This is a genomic window from Microbacterium timonense, from assembly GCF_900292075.1.
Classification (GTDB): domain Bacteria; phylum Actinomycetota; class Actinomycetes; order Actinomycetales; family Microbacteriaceae; genus Microbacterium; species Microbacterium timonense.
In genome coordinates, this window is sequence record NZ_OLMV01000004.1 from 125,935 (window position 1) to 147,543 (window position 21,609).

A 21,609-nucleotide genomic window follows, 5' to 3' on the forward strand; every position below is an offset into this window, starting at 1 on the left:
CAGGTCCCGGGCCACCGGCGGTCGATTGGCCGCCGGGGCTCGCGGATATCCTGAAGCGATGAGTCCACTGCGCCCCCTCGATCAGTCGAGCAAACTCCAGAACGTTCTCTACGAGATCCGCGGGGCAGCACTGGCCGAGGCCGACCGGCTGGAGGACGAGGGACACACGATCCTCAAGCTGAACACCGGGAATCCCGCGGTCTTCGGCTTCGAGGCCCCGTTCCAGATCGTGCGCGACATGATCGAGGCGGTGCCCCACGCGCATGGGTACAGCGACAGCAAGGGCATCATGTCGGCGCGGCGTGCCGTCGTCTCGCGGTACGAGCAGGTTCCCGGATTCCCGCAGTTCGATCCGGACGACGTCTACCTCGGCAACGGTGTGTCCGAGCTCATCACGATGACGATGCAGGCCCTGCTCGACGAGGGTGACGAGGTCCTGATCCCCGCGCCGGACTATCCGCTCTGGACGGCCATGACGAGCCTCGCCGGCGGTACCCCGGTGCATTACCGGTGCGACCCCGACGACGGCTGGCAGCCCGACCTCGACGACATCCGGGCGAAGGTCACGCCGCGAACCAAGGCGATCGTCGTCATCAACCCGAACAACCCCACCGGGGCGGTCTACTCGCGGTCCGTGCTGGAGGGCATCGTCGAGATCGCCCGCGAGAACTCGCTGCTGCTGCTCTCGGACGAGATCTACGACCGGATCCTCTACGACGACGCCCAGCACATCCCGCTGGCCACCCTCGCGCCCGACATGCTGTGCCTCACGTTCAACGGCCTGTCCAAGACCTATCGCGTCGCCGGGTACCGGTCTGGTTGGCTCGTGATCACCGGACCGAAGAAGCATGCGGCGGGCTTCCTCGAAGGCATCCAGCTCCTTGCGTCCACCCGACTGTGCCCGAACGTCCCGGCACAGCACGCGGTCCAGGCCGCCCTGTCGGGGGTGCAGTCGATCGACGCGCTGATCGCCCCAGACGGGCGTCTCCACGAGCAGCGGGATGCGGCGTGGGAAGGGCTCGAGCGCATTCCCGGTGTGACGTGCCACAAGCCGCAGGGTGCGCTGTACGCGTTCCCGCGACTGGATCCCGAGGTCTACGAGATCCGCGACGACGCCAAGCTGGTGTACGACTTCCTGGTGGCCGAGCACGTCCTGCTGGTACAGGGGACGGGCTTCAACTGGCCGACCCCCGACCACGTGCGCATCGTCACGCTCCCCGAGGCCCGGGTGCTCTCGGAGGCCGTCGAACGGCTGGGTAACTTCCTGTCGTCGTACAAGCAGTGAGCCGAAGCGTGCCGTAGGCCGCGGCATCCGTCAAGGGCCTGCCGGCAGGCGGGCGGCCGGTCGTAGCCTCGCGGCATGTCCATCGAACTGAACCAGCCGGCGCTGCGCCATGCGCGAGCGCTCATTCGGGACGGCAAGGTCGTGCGCGATGAACGCGACGATTGGTCCGAAGCCGCCCCCACCGCCGCGGAGGAGAACGAGTTCATCGAGCGAGAAGGATGGACCGAGTACTCCCACTGGCACCTGGGCGTCGACCGCCGCGAGAACGACGAGACCAAGCAGGCGTACTCGTTCCCGGTCGGTGACTTCAAGAAGATCCACCGGTCCGGCGTGATCTCGGCCGAGAGCCGGGCAGGCCAGTACGACCATTACGAGATCCGCGATGCGCTGCGTTCGCTCCTGGAGCTCATCGACAAGGATGCCGGAGACTGACGCGAGGCGGCGACACGGCCGGCATCGACCCGTCGCCCTGCCCCCGGGGCGGGGTCGGCCGGCTACAGCAGGGCGAGCGACGTCGCGCGCCAGCGGCGGTCCATGCCCTCCAAGCGCACCGCCAACGCGCGTGTGCGTGCAGGACCGCGCACGACGACGACGGCCTCGACGATCCCGTCGGCCGGCGAGGACTCGTGCACGGACAGGATGGCGTGCACGGGCCGCCGAGCGGCGACACCGCGTGCGCTGCGGGCGCGCGCGGCGAGGTTGGCACGGGTGACGAGTCGGCGATACGCGTCCTCGGTGAGCCAGCGCGCCAGCTGGTCCACCTCTCGCACGCCCGCGAAGACCTCGAGCACGCCCACGGTGAGGTTCCGGAGGAACGGCTCGGGGGCGGGCAGCGCGGTGGACGAGGTGCGCTGCGGGGCGAAGAAGTCGGCCAGATCCGCGGAGCGGGATCCGGGGGAGACGCGGGCCGTGCCCGCGGGCGTCATTGCCATGGGAGCCTATCTCGACGTGGGGGATTCTCGTCTGCATCAGGGATTGTCTTCCGGACAGTACAGCACACGGCGAACTCCCAGGAAACTACGGATTCGTGAATTGTGGATAACTCGGGGGACGCTGTCCGCCGTGTGCCCTACTCTCACAGCGTGCGTTGGGACCGCTTCTTCGATGACCTCGAAGACCAGCTCGCCTCCGAGTGGGAGGCCGAACGCGCCGCGCTGGACACGGAGGCGGAGCGGCTGCGGCTGTCACGGGTGACGCTGGCCGAGCGGCTCGCGCTCCTCTGTTCGCGCGACACCGGGCCGGCCACGGTGGCGTCCTTCGACCTCACGGACGGGACATCCCTGCGGGCGACGGTGACCGGCCTCGGTGCGGACTGGGTGGCGCTGGCTCCCGCGGAAGGATCGGCCGCCGCAGTGATCGCCCCGCTCGCGGCCATCACGACGGTCGGCATGCCTCACGCCGACCTGTTGCGGACGGCGCGGCCGGCGCCACCGCGATCTGCGCTGGCGGATCGGCTCACCTTCGGTTTCGTGCTGCGCGACCTGGTGCGCCGGCGTGCGCCGGTGGCGGTGCACCTCGTGTCGGGTCGTGTGCTCACCGGCACGATCGATCGCGCCGGGGCCGACCACCTCGACCTCGCTCTGCACGAGCCGGGCTCACCTCGCCGCGCCCATGCCGTCTCCGGCTATCGTCTGGTGCCGTTCGCGGCGGTGTCGTGGATCCGCGCCGACGACGTCCCGACGCTGACCTGACGCACCCGGTGCTGCCGACCCGCCCGAAGGGCGTCGCGGTCGTCCTAGTCGGGGTTGCGTACGATGCCGCTGCCCCAGAGCTCGGGAAAGCTCGCCGTCTGCGACTGACGCCACAGCGCCATGCGCCGGGCCTCCTCAGCCTGATCGTCGAGGTACTCCCCGACGCTGGAGGCTTCGATCCTCCAGCGCGCCGGAGCGCCCACCCGCAGCCCGCGCAGCCGGCCCTCGAGCACCAGAGCCATCACCTCGTCCACCGAGACGCCGAGCACCTCGCCCACCTGAGCGGGGGCGAGCAGACGCACGTCGGACGTCGGGTCATCGGGCATGCCCCCATTATGGACCCGGCCTTCCGGGGTGGGTCCGGGGCGCACCGCCCTGTGGATAACGGCCGACGCGGTGCGGCCGAGTCGGCGACCATGGACGCATGACCGGAGTCAACGATCCCGTTCGCAATCCGCGTCGCGCCTTCTGGGGTGACGCGCGCTTCTTCCTCGGTGTCCTCCTCGTCGTGGCCTCGGTCGTCGGGGTGTGGCTGGTCGTGAGCGCCGCTCGACAGACCGTCCCCGTGTACGCGGCGGCCCACACGATCGTTCCCGGAGAGGCCATCGCCGCCGGCGATCTCAAAGTCGTCGAGGTCGCGCTGGGGCCGCTGTCGGGCACGTACCTCTCCGCCGACGGCCTGGAGGAGGCAGCAGTGGCCACCCGCACCATCGAGGCGGGCGAGCTTGTCCCGGCGGCAGCGGTGGGCGAGGCGGATGCGGCACGCACCACGAGCGTGGTGGTGCGCAGCGCGGTCGATGTGCCCGCATCCGTCGATGCCGGCACCGTGGTCGAAGTGTGGGCGGCGCCGCTGCGGGAGCCCGGCGCCTATGACGAGCCACGCGTGCTCGTCGCCGACGCGACCGTGGTGTCGGTCACCCGGGACGAATCCATGATCGGGGGCGGAGCGGCAGCTCTGGAGCTGGTGATCCCGCGCGCCGACGTGTCGGCGACCCTCGCGGCGATGGCGGATCAGTCGGCGCTCTCGATCGTGCCGTCGACGGGAGCCGGATCGTGAAGATCGTCGTCGCCGTCGACGACGCGGGGCTGCTCGTCGACGGCCTTCGTCGTGAGGGCATCGATGTGATCGCCCAGTCGGCCGCCGACGCGCCGGCGCTCGCTGCCGCCGACGGGATGCTGGGGGCCGATGCCGAGGCGTTGCTCGGCGCGCTGGCCGAGGCGGATGCCCTCGTGATCGAGGTGTCGCGGACGACGATGTCACCTGCCGTCGTGGCCCTGTGCGATCGCGCCGGCACGCGTGTGGTGCCTCTGGTCGACGACGCGGCGGGGGAGAGGCTGGCCGCCGCGTGCGGGCTGGAGAAGCCGCTGCAGCGATCGACCGATCCTTGGCGCATCGCCGACGCGCTGATGGAGGGTCCGGTGGCGCCGAACTCGCACGCCACGCCCCGACCACAGCCACGGCTCATCACCGTCTGGGGTCCTGCCGGAGCCCCTGGGCGGTCCACGGTCGCCACCGAGCTGGCGGTGGAGCTCGCGCGCGGCGGCCGGCACGTCGCGCTCGTCGACGCCGACACCCACGCGCCCTCTCTCGCCCTCACCCTGGGGCTCGCCGACGAGGGACCGGGTTTCGCCGCTGCGTGCCGACAGGCGGAGCTCGGCGGCCTCGACGGGCGGGAGCTCAGCCGCATCGCCCTGTCGCTGGGAGGCTCCGGCGTGGACGTGCTCACCGGGATCAACCGTCCGTCCCGGTGGCCGGAGCTCAGCGAACGCCGCGTCGGCATGGCGCTCGCGGCCTGCCGCGAGTGGGCCGACTACACGGTCACCGACGTGTCGTCGTCGCTCGAGCGCGACGAGGAGATCGTCAGCGACCTCGAGGGTCCTCGCCGCAATGCCGCCACGCTGGCGGCACTGCAGGCGGCAGATCTGGTGGTCGCGGTCCTCGCGGCCGACCCCGTCGGAGTCGCGCGCTTCCTCCGCGGGCACGCGGAGCTGCGCGCGACGATCGGCACGACGCCGATCGCCGTGATCGCGAACCGGCTGCGTCCCGGAACGCTCGGAATCGACGCCCGTGGCCAAGTCCGCCGAACCCTGGACCGCTTCGGAGGTATCGAGGACGTCTGGTTCCTCCCGCAGGACCCGCGATCGGCGGATGCCGCGATCCTGGCAGGGCAGCCCATCGCCCAAGTCGCCCCGCGGTCCCCGCTGACCCTCGCGATCCGCCGTTTCGTGGGGGAGGCCGTCGTGCCGGCCCCCGAACGGGGGCGGGAGCAGGAAAGAGGTCGAGCGCGCAGAGCCGGCCGCCGGCGTGTGGCCCCGGCGGACCGGGTCGGCGCACCGGTGGGCTGACCACGGCCATCTAGGCTAGGTGCGTGTCGACCCTCAGCGATCTCGTCTACGCCCAGGGCCGCTCCAGCGAAGACGACGTGGAGTGGCTGCACCGTCTCGCGGGAGACGGTCAGCTCCTCGCCGATCTGGCCTTCGCCGACATCGTGCTGTGGGTGCCCACGGCCGACGACTCCTTCGTGGCGGTCGCCCACACCCGCCCCAGCGGCGCCGCGACCCTCTTCTATCGCGACATCGTCGGCGACCGCGTGCGCCCGCAGTGGCGCACGCAGGTGCGGGACGCGTTCCAGACCGGCACGATCGTGGATTCCGCGTCGCCGGACTGGTTCGAGGAGACGCCGACGCGGGTCCGGGCGGTGCCGGTGGCGCGCAAGAACGGCGGCGAGAAGACGCTCATCGGCGTGGTGACCCGGCACACCAATCTCGGTGAGGCGCGCACGCCGTCGCGTCAGCAGATCACGTTCAACGACTGCGCCGATGACCTCTTCGGCATGATCGCATCCGGCGATTTCCCGGACCTCGCCGCCCCCACGTCGCCGCGTCGCGGCGCTCCCCGCGCGTCGGACGGCCTGATCCGCCTCGACGTCGACGGCGTCACGACGTTCGCGAGCCCCAACGCGCTGTCGGCGTTCAACCGGCTCGGCTTCGACGACGAGCTGGAGGGGGAGTCCCTGGTCGAGGTCGTGACCGCCATCCTGCCCACCAAGCGGCAGTACGACGAGTCGCTGCCGGTCGTGGTCACCGGGCGCGCCCCGTGGCGCGCAGACCTCGAGGCACGAGGAGTCACCGTGTCGCTGCGCACCATTCCGCTGCGCGACCACGGCACGCGGATCGGCGCGATCGTGCTCTGCCGCGATGTGACGGAGATCCGCCACCAGGAGCAGGAGCTCATCACCAAGGATGCGACGATCCGCGAAATCCACCATCGCGTCAAGAACAACCTGCAGACCGTCGCATCGCTGCTGCGCATCCAGGCGCGGCGGTCCCACACGGAGGAGGCGCGCGAGGCGCTCACCCAGGCGATGCGCCGCGTCTCGGCGATCGCCGTCGTGCACGACACGCTCTCGGAGGGACTCGCGCAGAACGTCGATTTCGACGAGGTCTTCGCCCGCGTGCTGAAGCTCGTCGCCGAGGTCGCCGCGGCCCCCAACACCCGCGCACGCACCCATTCCACCGGGCGTTTCGGGACGCTGCCGAGCGAGTACGCGACACCGCTCGCGCTCGCGCTCACCGAGCTCGTCACCAACGCCGTCGAGCACGGGCTGGCGGGTCAGGAGGGCGATGTCGAGATCGTCGCCGAGCGCAGCGACGACCGGCTGGAGGTGCGGGTGCGCGATACCGGATCCGGCCTGCCCGAGGGCCAGGTGGGCCGCGGCCTCGGCACCCAGATCGTCCGCACCCTCATTCAGGGCGAGCTCGGTGGCACGATCGACTGGCACACCATCATGGGAAGCGGTACCGAGGTCACCATCGACATCCCGTTGCGCTACATCGAGCGCGGCAAGAGCTGACCGTATCCGGACCAGCCGCGGACGGGGCTCGCACGACGGTGGCTCGGCAGGATGCCGGGGCTACGGCATCCGTCCTCTCCCGGAGTGCCCGAGGGGGGACCGGCGCGGGTCAGGAGGCGCGGCGCGCGCGGGCGGCGCGACGCTTGAGGGCGCGACGCTCGTCTTCGGAGAGGCCGCCCCACACGCCCGAGTCCTGGCCGGTCTCGAGGGCGTACTGCAGGCAGATCTCGGTGACGGTGCAGCGGGCGCAGACCGACTTGGCCTTCTCGATCTGGTCGACGGCGGGGCCCGTGTTGCCGACCGGGAAGAACAGCTCGGGGTCGACGGTCAGGCAGGCGGCCTTGTCGCGCCAGTCCATGGTGGTGCTCCTTGATACAGAGGGGTGGGACGTAAAGGGTCGGTTCGGGTCCGATACCCTGTGGGATGTGCGAGATCACTCGCCCCACGTCGCTGTGGGAGCACACGGCTTCACCAATCGTCCCACAGCGGTTTACCTGAATCAAGGGTTCACCGGCGGGTTTATGGAGGACTTGCTGAGTGTTCCCCGGGTGGACTGGAGGTTTTGCACAATCACGCGTCCGGAGCAAGAGGAGTCGACGGAGAATGCGGACAAACCTGTCCGGAAGGATCGCGGCGGTTCTCGTCGGCGCTGAGGGCCTCGGCCTCGGCGTGCTCATGGTGCGCGAGATCGTCGCGATCGCCGGCGGCGACACCGACTCGATCGAAAGCGCGATCGCCTTGGTTGTGCTGACCCTCGTCGGCGCTGCGGCGATGATCGCGTTCGCCGTGGCCACCTGGCGCGGCCAGTCCTGGGGGCGATCGGGGGGCATCGTCGCGCAGCTGCTGATCCTCGCCGTGGCACTCGGCGCAGCCACCGGTGCTTTCGCGGATCCGGCGGTCGCCCTGGCTCTCGCCGTGCCGGCGATCGTCACTCTCGTGCTGCTGATCCTCGCGGTCCGCCATGCCGGACGGACGGCGGACCGGCGCGACGGCGAAGACTCCGGCGGCATCGCGAACCACTGAGCCGCCCTCGGTGCTCCGGTGGAACCCGGCCGCTCAGACCCCGAGCAGATCGCGCACGCGGGCGACGTGGCCGGTGGCGCGGACGTTGTAGAGCGCCTGCGAGATGCGCCCCTCCTCGTCGAGGACGAAGGTCGAGCGGATGACGCCCATCACGGGCTTGCCGTAGTTCATCTTCTCGCCCCACACGCCGTACTTCTCGTGGACCGAGTGGTCCGGGTCGCTCAGCAGGTCGTACGTCAGCCCGTCCCGCTCGCGGAACCGGCGCAGCTTCTCCGGCTCGTCGCGGGAGATGCCGAGGATCGTGTACCCGGCGGCCTGCAGCGGGGCCAGGCTGTCGCGGAAGTCACAGGCCTCGGTCGTGCAGCCGGGCGTCATCGCCTCGGGATAGAAGAAGAGGATGACTCGGCCGCCGCGCAGGTCCTCCAGCCTCACCTCCCGCTCGTCCTGGTCGACGAGGGCGAAGGCGGGTGCGAGGGAGCCGGGTTCCAGGCGGGTCGTGGTCACCGTCCCACTCTAAGCCGACCGCGAACCGGGCGCGGAGGGCTGTTCACGCACCCGGCTTCTGAGATTTCTCGGCGAACGTCTCGAGCAGGCGCTGCAGGGAATCCAGGCGTGCCGCGCCCCCGGGCCCGAGCCGGCCCTCCTCGACGGCCTCCACGATGGCGCAGTCCGGTGCGTCGGGGAGGTGGGTGCAGCCGCGGGGGCACTCCTCGGCGACCTCGGCGAGGTCGGTGAAGGCGCGGAGGATGTTCGCGGGGTCGACATGCCCGAGGCCGAACGAGCGCACGCCGGGCGTGTCGATCACCCATCCGTTGCCGTCGTCTCCGCGATAGCGCAGCGACACCGTCGAACTGGACGTGTGCCGTCCCCGGCCGGTGACGACGTTCACGTGCCCGATGGCACGGCGCGCGTCAGGGACGAGCGCGTTGACGAGGGTCGACTTGCCGACGCCGGAGTGCCCGACGAAGACGGTGGAGTGGCTGACCAGCGCTGCGCCGATCCGTTCCAGCGGCATCTGCTCCCGCCCGCTCGTGAAGACCTCCAGATCCAGGCCGTCGAAGTGCGACAGGAACTCCGCGGGATCGGCCAGATCGGTCTTGGTCACCACGAGCAGGGGACGGATGCCGGCATCCAGCGCCGCCACCAGGTACCGGTCGACCAGGCGGGGACGCGGCTCCGGATCAGCGGCGGCGACGACGATCAGCATCTGATCGGCGTTGGCGACGATGACGCGCTCGACCTGGTCGGTGTCGTCGGCGCTGCGGCGCAGCAGCGACGTACGCTCTTCCAGGCCGACGATGCGGGCGAGCGTTCCCTCGTCTCCGGAGGCGTCGCCCACGATCCGCGCCCGGTCACCGGTGACGATGGCGGTCTTGCGCAGCTCCCGCGCACGCGCGGCCAGGACGGTGCGCTCGTCGGGCTCGTCCTCGTCGACGAGCACGGTGTACCGACCCCGGTCGACGCCGAGGACCCGCGCGATCCGTGCGTCGCTGTGCGCCGGGCGGCGCTTGGTCCGCGGGCGGTTGGCCTTCGGATTGGGCCGCACGCGCACGTCGGTCTCGTCGAACTCCGGCTCGTCGTCGTCGTCGAAATCGTCGAGCCAGCTCATGCGCTCGCCCCGCGTCGCGTCACGGTGTCATCCCTGGATCGCTCCTCACGTGTCATCGGGGCCGTCTCGGCCTGTGCGCGCTCAGGAGGCGCGCATGCTCTCCTCGGGGAGCTCGCCACGGTGGGGCCCGCCCTCGCTCTGCCCGCCCTCGAGCATGCGCCGCCACAGCTGCGGGAACTCCGGCATGGTCTTGGCCGTCGTGCCGATGTCGTCGACCTCGACCCCGGGAACCGCGAGCCCGATGAGAGCACCGGTGGTGGCCATGCGGTGGTCGTGGTACGCGTGCCACGTGCCGCCGCGCAGCGGGCGCGGAGTGATGCGGATGCCGTCCGGCAGCTCCTCGGCGTCGCCGCCGAGCGCCCGCAGCTCGGCCACGAGCGCAGCGATCCGATCCGTCTCATGGCCGCGGATGTGACCGATGCCGTGCAACGTCGACGGCGAGTCGGCGAATGCCGCGAGGGCGAAGATCGTCGGGACCAGTTCGCCCGCGGCCGACAGATCCAGATCGATGCCCTGGATGCCGCCCCCGCCGGTGACCGTCAGCGCACCGCCGCGGCGCACGACGCGGGCGCCCATGAGGGAGAGGATCTCGGTCAGCATCGCGCCGGGCTGGGTGGAGTGGGCGGGCCACCCGGTGACCGCGACCGAACCGCCGACCACCATGGCGGCGGCCAGGAACGGGGCCGCGTTGGACAGGTCGGGTTCGATCGCGACGTCCTTGCCGCGTATCGGTCCCGCCGGAGCGATCCACTCGCCGACGCGCGGACGCTCGACGTGCACGCCGCGGTGCGAGAGCGCCTCGACGGTCATGTCGATGTGCGGGATGCTGGGAAGCCGGTCGCCCGCGTGCACGAGGTGCAGTCCCACATCGAAGCGGGGCGCGGCCAGTAGCAGGCCGGAGACGAACTGACTGGAGGCGCTGGCGTCGATGGTGACCTCGCCGCCGCGCACGTGCCCGTGGCCGCGCACGATGAAGGGGAGGGCCCAGTGGCCGCCGTCGTCGATGTCGACCCCGACGTCGCGCAGGGCCGCGATCATCGCCCCCATCGGCCGGTGCAGCGCACTCTCGTGCGCCGTCATCGTCACATCGCCGACGGCGAAGCCGCCCAGGCCCGCCACGAAGCGCATGACGGTGCCCGCCTGCCCGCAGTCGACCTCGGTGTCGCCGCGCAGCGGCCACACCGGCGTGACCTCGATGTCATCGCCATAGGGCCCGCTGCCGGGGACCAGCTCGATGCCCACGCCCAGCGCCCGCAGCGCCTCGATCATGCGGGTCGAGTCGTCGGAGTGCAGGGGAGCGCTCAGCCGGCTCGGCGTCTCGGCGAGAGCGGCCAGGACCAGCTCGCGGTTCGTCAGGGATTTCGAGCCGGGGACCGTCACCGTGGCATGCAGCGGGCCGTCCGCGACGGGGGCGCGCCAGGGCTCGCGCCCGGCCGGCGCGGAGGTGGGGGAATACCCGTCGGCTGTCATCGGGTTCTACCCTACTGAACCCGGTGGACAGCAGCCGGGACAGACCCACTGAGCGGAGACGGATGTTCGCCACCCTGGATCGCCTCGACCTCGAGACGGACCTGAGCCGTGTGCCCGATGCGCGGGCGACCGGCGGCCTGAGGACGGCCGCCGTAGACTGGCGCGTGATGAGCGACTCGACCGACCTGGCTGATCAGAGCGACCAGCCGCAGGACCAGCGTGCGCAGTTCGAAGAGCAGGCGCTGCCCTTCATGGACCAGCTCTACGCCGCCGCGATGCGCATGACGCGCAACCCGGCGGACGCGGCCGACCTGGTGCAGGAGACCTTCGTCAAGGCGTTCGCGTCGTGGAAGACGTTCACCCAGGGGACGAACCTCAAGGCGTGGCTCTACCGGATCCTCACCAACACCTACATCAACACCTACCGCAAGAAGCAGCGCGAGCCGTATCAGGGCACCATCGATGACCTCGAGGACTGGCAGCTGGGCGGCGCTGAATCGACCACCGCGACCAGCACCCGCTCCGCGGAGGCCGAAGCGATCGACCATATGCCCGCATCGGTCGTGAAGGACGCGCTGCAGTCCATCCCGGAGGACTTCCGGCTGGCGGTGTACCTCGCCGACGTCGAGGGCTTCGCCTACCAGGAGATCGCCGACATCATGAAGACCCCCATCGGCACAGTCATGAGCCGCCTGCACCGTGGCAGGCGGATGCTTCGTGAGCTGCTGGCCGAGTACGCAAGAGAGCGCGGCATCGCCACTGCCGCCACGAGGAGCACGAAATGACCGATTGCGGCTGCGAAAAGGCGCGGCGCGACCTCGAGGAGTACCTGCGCAACGAGGTCTGCAAGACCGAGCACTCCGACATCGCCGAGCACCTGGAGCATTGCCCCGCGTGCCGTGACGAGGCGCTCGTGGCGCGCACCCTGACCGAGGTCGTCGCGCGCGCGTGCAAGGAGACCGCTCCCGAGGAGCTGCGCGACCAGGTGCTGGCGCGGCTGCGCGCGGTGCAGGCCGTCCACAGCTGACGCCTCCGCCGCCCGCCCGCGAGGCGAGTGAGCCGGTCGCAGGCATGTGCGCGCCCGGTGACCGAGCGCCGCTGCACCGTGTGGTCACTCCAGACCCAGGGTTGCGGCCGCGCGGACGACGTCCCGACGACTGCTCACGCCCAGCTTGGCGAGGACGGCCGAGACGTGGTGGTCCGCCGTCTTGGGCGAGATGTACAGCTCCTCGGCGAGTTCGACGTTGGTCAGCCCGCGGGCGATGAGCCGAGCGACATCGAGCTGGCGGTTCGTCAGACCCGAGGGATTGGCGAGCGTCCGCGCGCGCGGACGCGAGGGCAGGGATCGGATGCCGCGGCCCATCAGCAGCGTGCGCGCCCGCGACGCCGTCGCGGGGACCTCCAGTGCGTCCAGATCGGAGACGGCGGATGCCGCGATGTCGGCCTGCGTCGCGTGGAGCGCCGCGAGCGCCGCGTCGTACGGGGCGCCCAGCTCGCGCCACACGCGGGCGGCTTCGTGGTGACGGCCGCCGAGTTCGAGAAGGTACGGCTCCGGCACCTCCCCACCGTCGGGTGCCTGCTCGCCCAGACGCCTGAGCCACACGCGCAGGTCGCCGGCCGCCCACTGGGTCCCCGGGAGGCGCTCGGCCGCGGCCAGCGCGTCGCCGGCATCGGCCAGCCGAGGATCCGGCTCCCCTCGGTGCCACGAGACCTCGGCGGTCGCACTGCGCACCGCGAGCGAGACCAGGGGCTCATCGAGCTCACCGGACAGTCGCCATGCCGCCGCGAGGTGCTCCTCGACCTGCGAGGACCCGTCGCCGCGACGGACCGCCAGCAGCGCCGCGACGGTGTGCGGCCACACCGCGGCCAGCGGCGCACCTGCGCCGTTCAGCACCGCCATCGCGTCCTCGGCGGACGCCGCCCAGCGCCCGCGGAGCAGGTGCAGTCTGGCGCGCATGCCGGTCTGCCACTGTCGACAGATGGGGATGTCGCGCTCGATCGTGAGGGGGAGGGACTCCGACAGGACCACCTCGGCGTCAGCCAGGCGCCGCTGCTCGATGTCGAGAGCGCAGAGATTGGAGTAGGCGGTCGTTCCGATCTCGTCGAGTGATCGCGTCAAGGCGGAGGAGGCATGACGCAGCAGCTCGGATCGGGCGGAGGTACGTCCGTCGATCAGATCCGCAGCCGACTCGGTGATCGACAGACGGAGGTCGGCGGCCTCCGTCGTCGGGCCCCGACGCTGTGCGCGGACGATCTCGCGGGCGGTGTCGAGGTCGTGCCGACGGTACGCCAGGTACGCCCGCGTCGCTTGAGCGGACGCGAGCGCCGCCGGTCCCGCATCGCCGAGGGCCGCGGCATCCGCATCGCGTTCGGCGTCACGGCGCCGGGCCGAGTAGTACTCGATCACGGCGCGGCGGTCCTGCGCGGTGCTGACACCCGTCTCGTCGCCCAGGCGCCGGCGGATGCGCAGCGCGGCATCGATCGCCTCCAGTGAGGCCGGGAGGCGGCTGACCATGTACAGCTCGGTGCTGAGCTGCTCGAGCAGCCGCGCCCGCTCCGCCGTCTCGGCGTGCAGCTGTTCCAGGGCCAGGCTGAGGAACGAGACGGCCTCGGTGTGGGAGCCGGTGCGGGTCGCGTCCTCGGCGGCGCGCACGGCATAGTGCAGCGTGCGCTCGGCGTCGCCCGCGGCCGCCGCATGGTGGGTGAGGACGGCGTCGTCGGCGGAGCCCACCTCCTCCCACGCGTCCAGGACCCGCCGGTGCAGGAGCGACTCCACCCCCGGCTCGGTGCTGGCCACGATCGCGAGTCGTGCCAGCTCGTGCCGGAAGGCGATGCCGTCGCTCGTGCGGACCAGGAGTCCTGTCGCCTCGAGCCGGCGAAGCGTCGGCACGTCCAGTCCCACGGACGGCAGGAGGCGATCATCGAACGCATCGGGCGCGGTGGCGATCAGCTGCAGCGCCTCCAGCTCCCTCGGTGAGAGACCCGCGGCGCTGGCGATCACGGCGTCCCGGATGCTTCGTGGCAGGCTCTCACCCGGATGGCGGGCGATCTCGGCCACGAAGAACGGGTTGCCGCCGGTGAGCGTGAGAACGTGGTCCGGATCCACCGCGTGGTCTTCCAGCATCCTGCCCACAGCGGCAGCCGACAGCGGCGGCACCGTGAGGCGCACGGCGGACTCCATGCGGGCGATGTCTCCGAGGAGCGCCCACAGCGGATGCCCGAGAGGCGGCTCCCGGTGCGAGACGATCACGACGAGCCGAAGCGGCTCGATGCGCCTGACCAGGAACCGCATCACCTCGACGGAGGCGTCGTCGATCCACTGCGCGTCGTCGATGACGAGAACCGTCGGCCGATCCGACACGGCGGTGGCGAAACGGGCGTCCACCTCCAGCAGCGATCCGGTCGGGGAGGACGCGTCGCCGAGCATCGCCTGCACGTCGCGGACCGGCCCGAGCGGCCGGGGAGTGGAGAGCGGATCGCACGCCGCGCGCACGACCCGCAGGCCCGTCGGTGCCTCATCGGTCGCCGCTGAGATGAGGCTGGTCTTGCCTGCTCCGGCATCGCCTTCGAGCGTGATCACCGCGCCGGGCGCGGAGTCATGCGCCGTCACGATGCGGGTCATCGCGTCGGCCAGCGCCTCGAGCTGCGGCGTCCGCTCGAACAGCCCCATGGCGCCATCGTAGGCTCCACGGGGCTGTTCTCGCGCGGTCGCTGTCACCGCAGTCGCGGTCCGCCCAGTGCGGCATCGGCGTAGGCACCCTGGCGCAGGGCCTCGAGGGTCTGGGCGACCATGCGTCGTCGCGCCATCTCGGCGTGGTCCACCGTGCGTGCGCGGGGCGTTCGCCCGCCCACGGCGGCTGCGGCCTCCGCGGCGAGCCGGCGCATCCGCCGCCACAGTCGCCGCACCGTGGCACCGTGCTCGGCCATCGCGGCCGGCGTCGCGAAGACGGCGGGCATCGCGCTCATGCTGCTGCCTCTTCCGCGGTGTGGGGGCCGAACTGCGCGACGACTTCCGAGACGAGGTCGGCCGGGAAGCCGCCTCGACGTGCGTGCTCACGCACGGTCTCGGGGTCGCCGGTGCGGTGCACGCAGTAGAGCTTGTCGCCCGCGACATACGTCGTCACCCACTCGTACGGGACGCCGAGCGAGTCGACCGCGCGGTTGGAGGTGCGGGAGATCTCGACGAGGTCCTCGTGGCTGAGCTGCGCGGCGCCCGGGACGTTGCGTTCGATGATGAAGGTGTTCATGAGGTTCTCCGATCAGGTGGCTCCGGGATTCCGGATGCCTCCATGCTCGGCAGTCGTGCGCCTGCCGACATCGGGAGGAGTTCCCCATGTTCGCTCGCGACGTTCCCCAGATGTCAGGTCGCCGGGGCGAAGACGGTCAGGGCACCGGGAACGACATCGACCGTCAGCGGGAGAGGGCCGATGGGGTCGCCGTCGGCGTACGCGGTGACGCCCGGGGACGCGAGGCGCACAGAGCGGACGCGGTGCATCTGCACCTCGGCGACGGTGCCATGGGTACCGCGGTAGACCCGCGGCAGCAGCCGGAGAAGGCGGAGTCGCCCAGCGGGGTGCACGAGGACCAGATCCAGGAGGCCGTCCGCCACGTCGGCGCCGGGACAGATCGGGATGCCGCCGCCGTAGCTGCTCCCGTTGCCCACGGTCGCCATGACCAGGTCGCCGGTCACCGTCTGGACCAAACCCGCCGGGGTCACGAACTCGATCTCGTACGGCATCCCCGCGAGGGCGAGGAACTCGACGAGGATGGCGATGTTGTACCGGGCTGCGCCTCGCGGCCACCGCATGCCGTTGGCGCGATCGTTCACGCGGGAGTCGAATCCGCTGGCGAGCACGGACCCGTAGAACGCCGTGGAGGCATCGGCACGGGTCACCCGTGCCAGGTCGACGCGGCGGGTGCGGCCGGCGGCGATCACGTCCGCTGCGGCGATGACGTCGAGCTCGTGGAGCCCCAGACTGGCGGCGAAGTCGTTGCCGGTCCCGATCGGGACGATGCCGAGGGGGATGCCGCGGCCCGCCACCTCCTGGATGGCGAGGTTGACGGTGCCGTCGCCGCCGGCCACCGCCACCGCGTCGGCGCCGACCTCGATCGCGGCGCGCAGCAGCTGCGAGGACTCCGTCGCGCTCCCGCCGCTGAGCACGGACGTCTGCACACCTCGACTGCGCAGGCGCTCGGCGGCGGTCTCGGCGGCACGCGAGTGGGCACCACCGCGTGCGGCGGGGTTCACCAGCAGCGCGACTCTCATTCGCGCGTCGCCGGTCCGGACCGGCCTGACGGCGTCGCCGCTGCGCCCTCGGGGGGAGCGGGAGGAGCCGCGACGAGTGTTCCGGGGTTCATGATGCCGTCCGGGTCGAGCACCGCCTTGACGGCGCGCAGCACGTCGACGCCGAGTGCGCCGATCTCCGCCTCGAGATACGGACGGTGGTCCCGGCCGACCGCGTGATGGTGGGTGATCGTTCCGTGGGCGTCGATGATCGCGCGGGAGGCGGCATCCTTCGCATCCGCCCACTGCCGCTGCGGGTCGGCGGTGAGCGCGGCCACCACGGTGAAGTACAGCGATGCGCCCGCCGGATACACGTGCGAGATATGGCACAGCACGATCGGCTTCGTGCCGGCGGCGGTGAGACTCGCGGTGAGGGCGGACGTCACGGCGTCCTTGAGGGCAGGGAGGCGGAGCCACGTCGTCGCGGTCTCGAGGGTCTCGGCGAGAACGCCCGCGTCCAGCAGCGCGTCGCGCAAGGCGGGGGAGGAGAACCGGCCCCGCTCCCAGGAGCGCGCCGGGCCCTCGCCCCGGGAGGTGGCGCCGTGGGCGGCGAAGACGTCGTGCAGCGCGTCGCGCGTCGCCTCCGCCTCGTCGGCGCTGTTCCCCTCGAAGGTGGCGATCGCCAGGCTCCCGCGCATGCGCATGAGATGCCCGCCGAGTGCGGCGTTGACCCGGGTCTCGGTCTCATCGCTCAGCCGCAGGACGGTGGGGCGGATGCCGCGCTGGGTCGCCGTGCGCACGGCCTCGGCACCGGAGGCGAAGTCGGCGAACGACCAGGCGTGGTACGCGGTGGCCGCCGGCACCGGCCGGATCCGCACAGTGATCTCGGTCAGCACGCCGAACGCGCCCTCGGAACCGAGGAAGAGCTCGCGCAGGTCCGGCCCCGCGGCGCTGGCCGGTGACCGTCCGAGGACGAGGTCGCCCGCCGGGGCCGCGACGCGCAGGGCGTGCACCAGATCATCGAACCGTCCGTAGCCGCGTGAGGCCTGGCCGCTGGATCTCGTCGCGGCGAATCCTCCCAGCGACGCGTACTCGAAGCTCTGCGGGAAGTGCCCGAGCGTGAAGCCGCGTGTACCGAGCAGCTCCTCCGCCTGCGGACCGGTGGTCCCGGCGCCGAAGGTGGCCAGCAGCGACACCTCGTCCAGGGCCAGCAGCGCGGCGGTGCGCGACAGGTCCAGCGCGATGACCGCTCGATGGGCGCCGCGAACCGGGTCGACTCCGCCGACGACGGACGTGCCGCCGCCGAACGGCACCACCGCGATGCCCTGTTCGGCGCACAGCCGGATCACTGCCACCACCTCGTCGTGGTCGGCGGGGGAGACGACGGCGTCGGGAGCCGGCTGCGCGTCGTCGAGGCGGCGCCGCAGCAGATCGGGCGTGCTCTTCCCGCCCAGATGCTGCATCCGCACGGCGTCCTCGCGCGTCACGTGCGACCCGCCGATCAGTGCGGACAAGGCCGCGATGTCGCCGTCGGTGAGCCGGGACGCGGGGAGCACCGGGACGGCTCGGCGCGGGACGGGGTGCGCCCGGCCCGGGAGCAGGGTGGTGATGATGGCCTTCGCCGCGGCGGGAAGGGCGGCGGGGGTCGTTCCCCAGGCATCCCATGACCCTCGTGCGCGGGGCGCCGGGAGCGTCGCCTCACCGGCGTCATCGGCGGTCACGTCGCCGCCCGGATCGTCGGAATGCGCCATCGCAACCATGGCGACAGTATGACACATTCTGTATGGTTGTCACATGGCCGACGGAGTGTCCGACACCGAGACCGCGATCCTCGACGCGGCGCTGGCGGAGGTGCTGGCGCACGGCATCCGCCGCACGACGGCATCGGACATCGCGCGGCGCGCCGGACTGTCGCGACAGACCCTGTACCGCTACTGGCCCGACGCGCAGGCGGTCTTCGCCGCACTGGTCACGCGCGAGCTCGTGGCGTCGCTGCCGGATGCCGACACGACCAGTGCCGACCTCGACGCGCTCGTCGAGCTGTTGGTCGAGACCGCCGACCGCGTGCGGCGGCTGCCGCTCGTGGAGCGGCTGCGCGACACCGACCCCGAGCTCTTCGCGCGCTACATCCTGGACCGCGTGGGCACCAGCCAGCGGGCGATCCACGCCGAGACCGTCCGTCGCGTCGACGCCGGCCAGCGGGCCGGGTTCATCCGGGCCGGCGACCCGGTGCAGCTGGCCGCCATGGTGCTGCTCATCGCGCAGTCCGCCGTGCAGTCGGCACCTCTCGTCGCCGAGTGGCTGCCGGACGAGGCCTGGCGCGCCGAACTGACGCACGCCCTGCGCGGCCACCTGGCGCCGACCCGGGGGATCCCGTGAGCGCGCGGGCCGTCGGCCGCACGCCGCACCCGAGCGCACTCTCGGCCGGCCGGCGTCTGCGGGAGCTCGAGGCCATCGCCGACGGCGGCGAGATCGATGTGCTCGTGATCGGCGGGGGCATCACCGGTGCGGGCGTCGCGCTGGATGCCGCGAGCCGAGGTCTGCGGACGGTGCTCGTGGAGCGGCACGACCTCGCACACGGCACCAGCCGCTTCAGCTCGAAGCTCGTCCACGGCGGACTGCGCTACCTGGCGTCGGGGCAGCTCGCCATCGCGCGGGAGAGCGCAGCAGAGCGTCACCTGCTGCTGACGCGGACTGCGCCGCACCTCTCGCGCGCGATGGCCCAGGTCGTGCCCCTGTTCGCGCCGGGGCATCTGGCGCGCGGAGCGTACATCGGACTGGGGTACGAACTGGGCGACGGGCTGCGACGCGCCGTCGGCACTCCGGCAGCGGTGCTTCCGGCCCCTGCGCCGATCAGCGCCGCCCAGACGCGCCGCCTCGTTCCCGCCGTCCGCGCGGAGGGCCTGCGCGGCGGTCTGCGCGGCTGGGACGGGCAGCTGATCGACGACGCCCGGCTGGTGGTGGCGGTCGCCCGGACGGCCGCCGGCTACGGGGCATCCATCCTGACGCGCGTCGAGTGCCTCTCCGCCGGCGACGGCCAGGCGCGGCTGCGCGATCGCGTGACAGACCAGACGCTCCACCTGCGGGCGCGCGCCGTCGTCAGTGCCACCGGGGTGTGGGCCGGCGACCTGGACCCCGATGTGCGCCTGCGGCCGAGCCGCGGTTCCCACCTGGTGGTCGCCACCGAGCGTCTGGGCGGTGCCGACGCCTCGCTCACCGTGCCGGTCGACGGCTCGTCCAGCCGCTTCGTCTTCACGACCCCGGCAGCTCACGGCCGTACCTACATCGGGCTCACCGACGTGCCCGTCGACGGTCCCGTCCCCGAGGTGGCGCACGCCACCGAGGCCGAGATCGACCTGCTGCTGGACACCGTCAACACGGTCCTCGCCGAGCCCCTGGACCGCTCCGACGTGATCGCCACCTACGCCGGGCTGCGACCTCTGCTCGCCGCCGGCGACGGCGACACCAGCGACCTGTCGCGTCGACACGCCGTCCTCGAGTCGCGGGAGGGCGTGCTGAGCGTGGTCGGCGGCAAGCTGACGACGTACCGCCGCATGGCCGAAGACGCCGTGGATGCGGTGATCCGCCGCGATCCCGCCCTGCCCGCACGCGGGTCGCGCACCCGCACGATCCCGCTGGTCGGCGCCTGGCCCCGGCACCGGCTGCCCGAGATCGCCGCCCCGGCGAGGCTGATCCGCCGGTTCGGCGCCGAGGCGCCGTTCGCCGCCGCGCTGCCCGACGGGCCGGGCGGTGCGTGCGGAGTCACCCCTCAGGAGCTGGAGTGGGGCGTTCGCGTCGAAGGCGCGCTCACCGTCGCGGACATCCTCGACCGGCGCACGCGGCTGGGACTCGTCACGGCCGACCGTGAGGCGTCGACGGATGCCGCAGCCGCCGCTTTCGCGCGCGCCGGAGTGGTGCCCCTCGGAGAGTGACCCGGCCCGCCGATGCCGCCGCGGCGGAGGTTGGCAGGAATCCGCGCCAGGACGGCCGCGGCCGAAGCGCGGATGTCGGACGCGACCTCCACACTGGAACGGTGACACGCGTGAGTCGACACGGTCTGGGGGTCGTGCAGGGCACCGCGCTCTACATCGCGTCGGTGCTCGGGACGGGACTGCTCGTGCTCCCCGGACTGGCTGCCGACGTGGCCGGACCCGCGTCGATCGTGTCGGTGCTCGCGGTCATCGTGCTGTCGGTGCCGCTGGCGGGCACGTTCGCGGCGCTCGCCGCCCGCTACCCCGATCCCGGCGGAGTGGCCAGTTACGTCCGTCGCGCGCTGGGGCCCACGGCCGCCCGGGCGACCGGCTACTGGTTCTTCTTCGGCGTCGCGGCCGGCTTCCCGGTCCTCGCCGTGCTCGGCGGGGAGTATCTGACCGCCATCCTGCACCTCGACCGGGCGGCGGTGCCCATCCTCGCGCTGGTGATCGTGCTGCCGCCGTTCGCGATCAACCTGCTCGGCGTGCGCGTGGCCGGGTGGGTCCAGTTCGTGCTGACCGGGCTGCTGGTCGCCATCGTCGTCTTCCTCGTCAGCGCCGCGTTCCCGGCCGTCGACGGCGCCGGCTTCTCGCCGTTCCTGCCGCACGGCTGGCTCGGCGTCGGCACCGCGATCAGCCTCTTCGTGTGGGCCTTCGCCGGCTGGGAGGTCGGCACGCACATCTCGGGGGAGTTCCGCGACCCGCGCCGGAGCATCCCGATCGCCACCGCCATCGCTCTCGTGGTGACGGGCCTGGCGTACCTCCTCCTCCAGGTCGTGACGGTCGGCGTTCTGGGGGAGCACGCCGGTGACGGTGCTGTTCCGCTGCTCGCCCTCGCAGACGCGGTCGCGCCCGGGGTCGGACCGACCGCGGTCGGGGTCATCGCCGCGATCGTCGTGCTGGGCGTCATGAACGCCTACCTCGCGGCGTTCGGCAAGCTGGGGGCCTCGCTGGCCGTCACCCGGGATCTGCCGCGCTTCTTCGCCCCCGGAGCCGAGTCCGGAGGCATCCCGCGCCGGGCCCTCCTGCTCTTCTTCGTGATCGCGATGACGTACCTGGGGATCGCGCTGCTGACCGGGGGTGCATTGCAGACGTTCATCCTCATCCACACCAGCAACATGGTGTCGATCTACACCGCGGGCATGATCGCCGCGACGCTCATCCTGCCGCGGTGGAGCGCCGGCTGGTTCATGGCGGCGATCGCCGCCGTGCTGTCGGTGGGTCTGCTGATCCTGGCCGGCGCCAATCTGCTGCCCGCGGCGCTGCTCGCGCTGGCCGCCGTCGCGGTGACGGTGTGGTGGCGGCTCCGCCACCGCCGGCGCCCGGGCTCGGCCGCCGGCGATCCGGCGACGCGGGCAGATGCGGGTGCGTCGCTGGTGACGGAATCCGGGACCATCGTCGAGGTGAAGACGACGGCGGTCCCGGCAGAACGCCGGCCGGCCCTGGACGCCTCGCAGAGCTGAGGCGGTCCAGGGCCGGACG

Annotated in this window: 23 protein-coding genes; 12 read left to right on the forward strand and 11 right to left on the reverse strand. The window is 72.0% G+C overall.

The window, feature by feature from the left end; translation table 11 throughout:
* Positions 1-58: 58 nt before the first annotated feature.
* Both C9992_RS12885 and C9992_RS12890 read left to right on the forward strand, forming a co-directional pair.
* Complete coding sequence (locus tag C9992_RS12885; protein ID WP_106816027.1) at positions 59-1,285, forward strand: pyridoxal phosphate-dependent aminotransferase; 1,227 nt, start codon at positions 59-61, stop codon at positions 1,283-1,285.
* 75 nt (positions 1,286-1,360) lie between these two features.
* Positions 1,361-1,717 carry a hypothetical protein gene (locus tag C9992_RS12890; RefSeq protein WP_106816028.1) on the forward strand — a complete coding sequence of 119 codons (357 nt, stop codon included), beginning with the start codon at positions 1,361-1,363 and terminating at the stop codon, positions 1,715-1,717.
* A gap of 62 nt (positions 1,718-1,779) precedes the next feature.
* Here the strand turns inward: C9992_RS12890 and C9992_RS12895 are convergent, their stop codons facing one another.
* Entirely contained in the window at positions 1,780-2,217 is a 438-nt protein-coding gene (locus C9992_RS12895) for an Rv3235 family protein (protein ID WP_106816029.1), read from the reverse strand.
* Between the two features lie 150 nt (positions 2,218-2,367).
* On the opposite strand from C9992_RS12895, the gene C9992_RS12900 reads away from it, so the two are divergent.
* Positions 2,368-2,976 carry a hypothetical protein gene (locus C9992_RS12900; protein ID WP_106816230.1) on the forward strand — a complete coding sequence of 203 codons (609 nt, stop codon included), beginning with the start codon at positions 2,368-2,370 and terminating at the stop codon, positions 2,974-2,976.
* Between the two features lie 44 nt (positions 2,977-3,020).
* Here the strand turns inward: C9992_RS12900 and C9992_RS12905 are convergent, their stop codons facing one another.
* The gene (locus tag C9992_RS12905; RefSeq protein ID WP_106816030.1) at positions 3,021-3,302 is read right to left on the reverse strand and encodes a helix-turn-helix domain-containing protein; all 282 of its coding nucleotides are present in this window, start codon (positions 3,300-3,302) and stop codon (positions 3,021-3,023) included.
* 98 nt (positions 3,303-3,400) lie between these two features.
* On the opposite strand from C9992_RS12905, the gene C9992_RS12910 reads away from it, so the two are divergent.
* The 3 genes from C9992_RS12910 to C9992_RS12920 are packed head-to-tail and all read left to right on the forward strand — an operon-like array spanning position 3,401 to position 6,830.
* Positions 3,401-4,033 (forward strand): SAF domain-containing protein, encoded by a 633-nt coding sequence (locus tag C9992_RS12910; protein WP_106816031.1) that lies wholly within the window; start codon positions 3,401-3,403, stop codon positions 4,031-4,033.
* Complete coding sequence (locus C9992_RS12915) at positions 4,030-5,322, forward strand: AAA family ATPase (RefSeq protein WP_106816032.1); 1,293 nt, start codon at positions 4,030-4,032, stop codon at positions 5,320-5,322. The genes C9992_RS12910 and C9992_RS12915 overlap by 4 nt, the downstream gene beginning before the upstream one ends.
* 23 nt (positions 5,323-5,345) lie before the next feature.
* On the forward strand, positions 5,346-6,830 hold the full coding sequence (locus C9992_RS12920) for a sensor histidine kinase (RefSeq protein ID WP_106816033.1): 1,485 nt from the start codon (positions 5,346-5,348) through the stop codon (positions 6,828-6,830).
* 109 nt (positions 6,831-6,939) lie between these two features.
* Here C9992_RS12920 and C9992_RS12925 read toward each other — a convergent pair whose 3' ends face one another.
* The gene (locus tag C9992_RS12925) at positions 6,940-7,188 is read right to left on the reverse strand and encodes a WhiB family transcriptional regulator (RefSeq protein WP_018171995.1); all 249 of its coding nucleotides are present in this window, start codon (positions 7,186-7,188) and stop codon (positions 6,940-6,942) included.
* Positions 7,189-7,433: 245 nt separating this feature from the next.
* Here C9992_RS12925 and C9992_RS12930 point away from each other — a divergent pair, with 245 nt between their 5' ends.
* Positions 7,434-7,853 carry a histidine kinase gene (locus C9992_RS12930; RefSeq protein WP_106816034.1) on the forward strand — a complete coding sequence of 140 codons (420 nt, stop codon included), beginning with the start codon at positions 7,434-7,436 and terminating at the stop codon, positions 7,851-7,853.
* 33 nt (positions 7,854-7,886) lie between these two features.
* Here the strand turns inward: C9992_RS12930 and bcp are convergent, their stop codons facing one another.
* From bcp to aroA, 3 genes are all read right to left on the reverse strand, one after another.
* Positions 7,887-8,357 (reverse strand): thioredoxin-dependent thiol peroxidase, encoded by a 471-nt coding sequence (bcp, locus tag C9992_RS12935; protein WP_106816035.1) that lies wholly within the window; start codon positions 8,355-8,357, stop codon positions 7,887-7,889.
* 43 nt (positions 8,358-8,400) lie between these two features.
* Positions 8,401-9,462, reverse strand: coding sequence for a ribosome small subunit-dependent GTPase A (gene rsgA, locus C9992_RS12940; protein ID WP_106816036.1), 1,062 nt, complete (start codon positions 9,460-9,462; stop codon positions 8,401-8,403).
* Positions 9,463-9,543: 81 nt separating this feature from the next.
* A complete protein-coding gene (aroA, locus tag C9992_RS12945) occupies positions 9,544-10,932 on the reverse strand; it encodes a 3-phosphoshikimate 1-carboxyvinyltransferase (RefSeq protein ID WP_106816037.1) in 1,389 nt (462 codons plus the stop codon).
* A 167-nt stretch (positions 10,933-11,099) separates the two neighbouring features.
* Here aroA and C9992_RS12950 point away from each other — a divergent pair, with 167 nt between their 5' ends.
* Both C9992_RS12950 and C9992_RS12955 read left to right on the forward strand, forming a co-directional pair.
* On the forward strand, positions 11,100-11,717 hold the full coding sequence (locus tag C9992_RS12950; RefSeq protein WP_235008223.1) for a sigma-70 family RNA polymerase sigma factor: 618 nt from the start codon (positions 11,100-11,102) through the stop codon (positions 11,715-11,717).
* Positions 11,714-11,959, forward strand: a complete 246-nt coding sequence (locus C9992_RS12955) for an anti-sigma factor family protein (protein WP_106816039.1) — start codon at positions 11,714-11,716, stop codon at positions 11,957-11,959. Before C9992_RS12950 ends, C9992_RS12955 begins: the two co-directional genes overlap by 4 nt.
* 84 nt (positions 11,960-12,043) lie before the next feature.
* On the opposite strand, the gene C9992_RS12960 is transcribed toward C9992_RS12955, so the two are convergent.
* From C9992_RS12960 to C9992_RS12980, 5 genes are all read right to left on the reverse strand, one after another.
* Positions 12,044-14,602, reverse strand: a complete 2,559-nt coding sequence (locus C9992_RS12960) for an ATP-binding protein (RefSeq protein ID WP_106816040.1) — start codon at positions 14,600-14,602, stop codon at positions 12,044-12,046.
* Positions 14,603-14,646: 44 nt separating this feature from the next.
* Positions 14,647-14,898 (reverse strand): hypothetical protein, encoded by a 252-nt coding sequence (locus tag C9992_RS12965; RefSeq protein WP_106816041.1) that lies wholly within the window; start codon positions 14,896-14,898, stop codon positions 14,647-14,649.
* The gene (locus tag C9992_RS12970) at positions 14,895-15,179 is read right to left on the reverse strand and encodes a DUF4242 domain-containing protein (protein ID WP_106816042.1); all 285 of its coding nucleotides are present in this window, start codon (positions 15,177-15,179) and stop codon (positions 14,895-14,897) included. Before C9992_RS12970 ends, C9992_RS12965 begins: the two co-directional genes overlap by 4 nt.
* 113 nt (positions 15,180-15,292) lie before the next feature.
* Positions 15,293-16,198, reverse strand: coding sequence for a diacylglycerol kinase (locus C9992_RS12975; RefSeq protein ID WP_106816043.1), 906 nt, complete (start codon positions 16,196-16,198; stop codon positions 15,293-15,295).
* On the reverse strand, positions 16,195-17,916 hold the full coding sequence (locus C9992_RS12980) for an FAD-binding oxidoreductase (RefSeq protein WP_235008224.1): 1,722 nt from the start codon (positions 17,914-17,916) through the stop codon (positions 16,195-16,197). The genes C9992_RS12975 and C9992_RS12980 overlap by 4 nt, the downstream gene beginning before the upstream one ends.
* A gap of 34 nt (positions 17,917-17,950) precedes the next feature.
* On the opposite strand from C9992_RS12980, the gene C9992_RS12985 reads away from it, so the two are divergent.
* The 3 genes from C9992_RS12985 to C9992_RS12995 all read left to right on the forward strand — a co-directional run bounded on the left by C9992_RS12985 (position 17,951) and on the right by C9992_RS12995 (position 21,590).
* On the forward strand, positions 17,951-18,535 hold the full coding sequence (locus C9992_RS12985) for a TetR/AcrR family transcriptional regulator (RefSeq protein WP_106816045.1): 585 nt from the start codon (positions 17,951-17,953) through the stop codon (positions 18,533-18,535).
* Entirely contained in the window at positions 18,532-20,088 is a 1,557-nt protein-coding gene (locus tag C9992_RS12990; RefSeq protein WP_106816046.1) for a glycerol-3-phosphate dehydrogenase/oxidase, read from the forward strand. Before C9992_RS12985 ends, C9992_RS12990 begins: the two co-directional genes overlap by 4 nt.
* A 101-nt stretch (positions 20,089-20,189) precedes the next feature.
* Positions 20,190-21,590: an APC family permease gene (locus C9992_RS12995; RefSeq protein WP_106816047.1), complete on the forward strand. Its 1,401-nt coding sequence runs from the start codon at positions 20,190-20,192 to the stop codon at positions 21,588-21,590.
* The last annotated feature ends 19 nt before the right edge of the window (positions 21,591-21,609 follow it).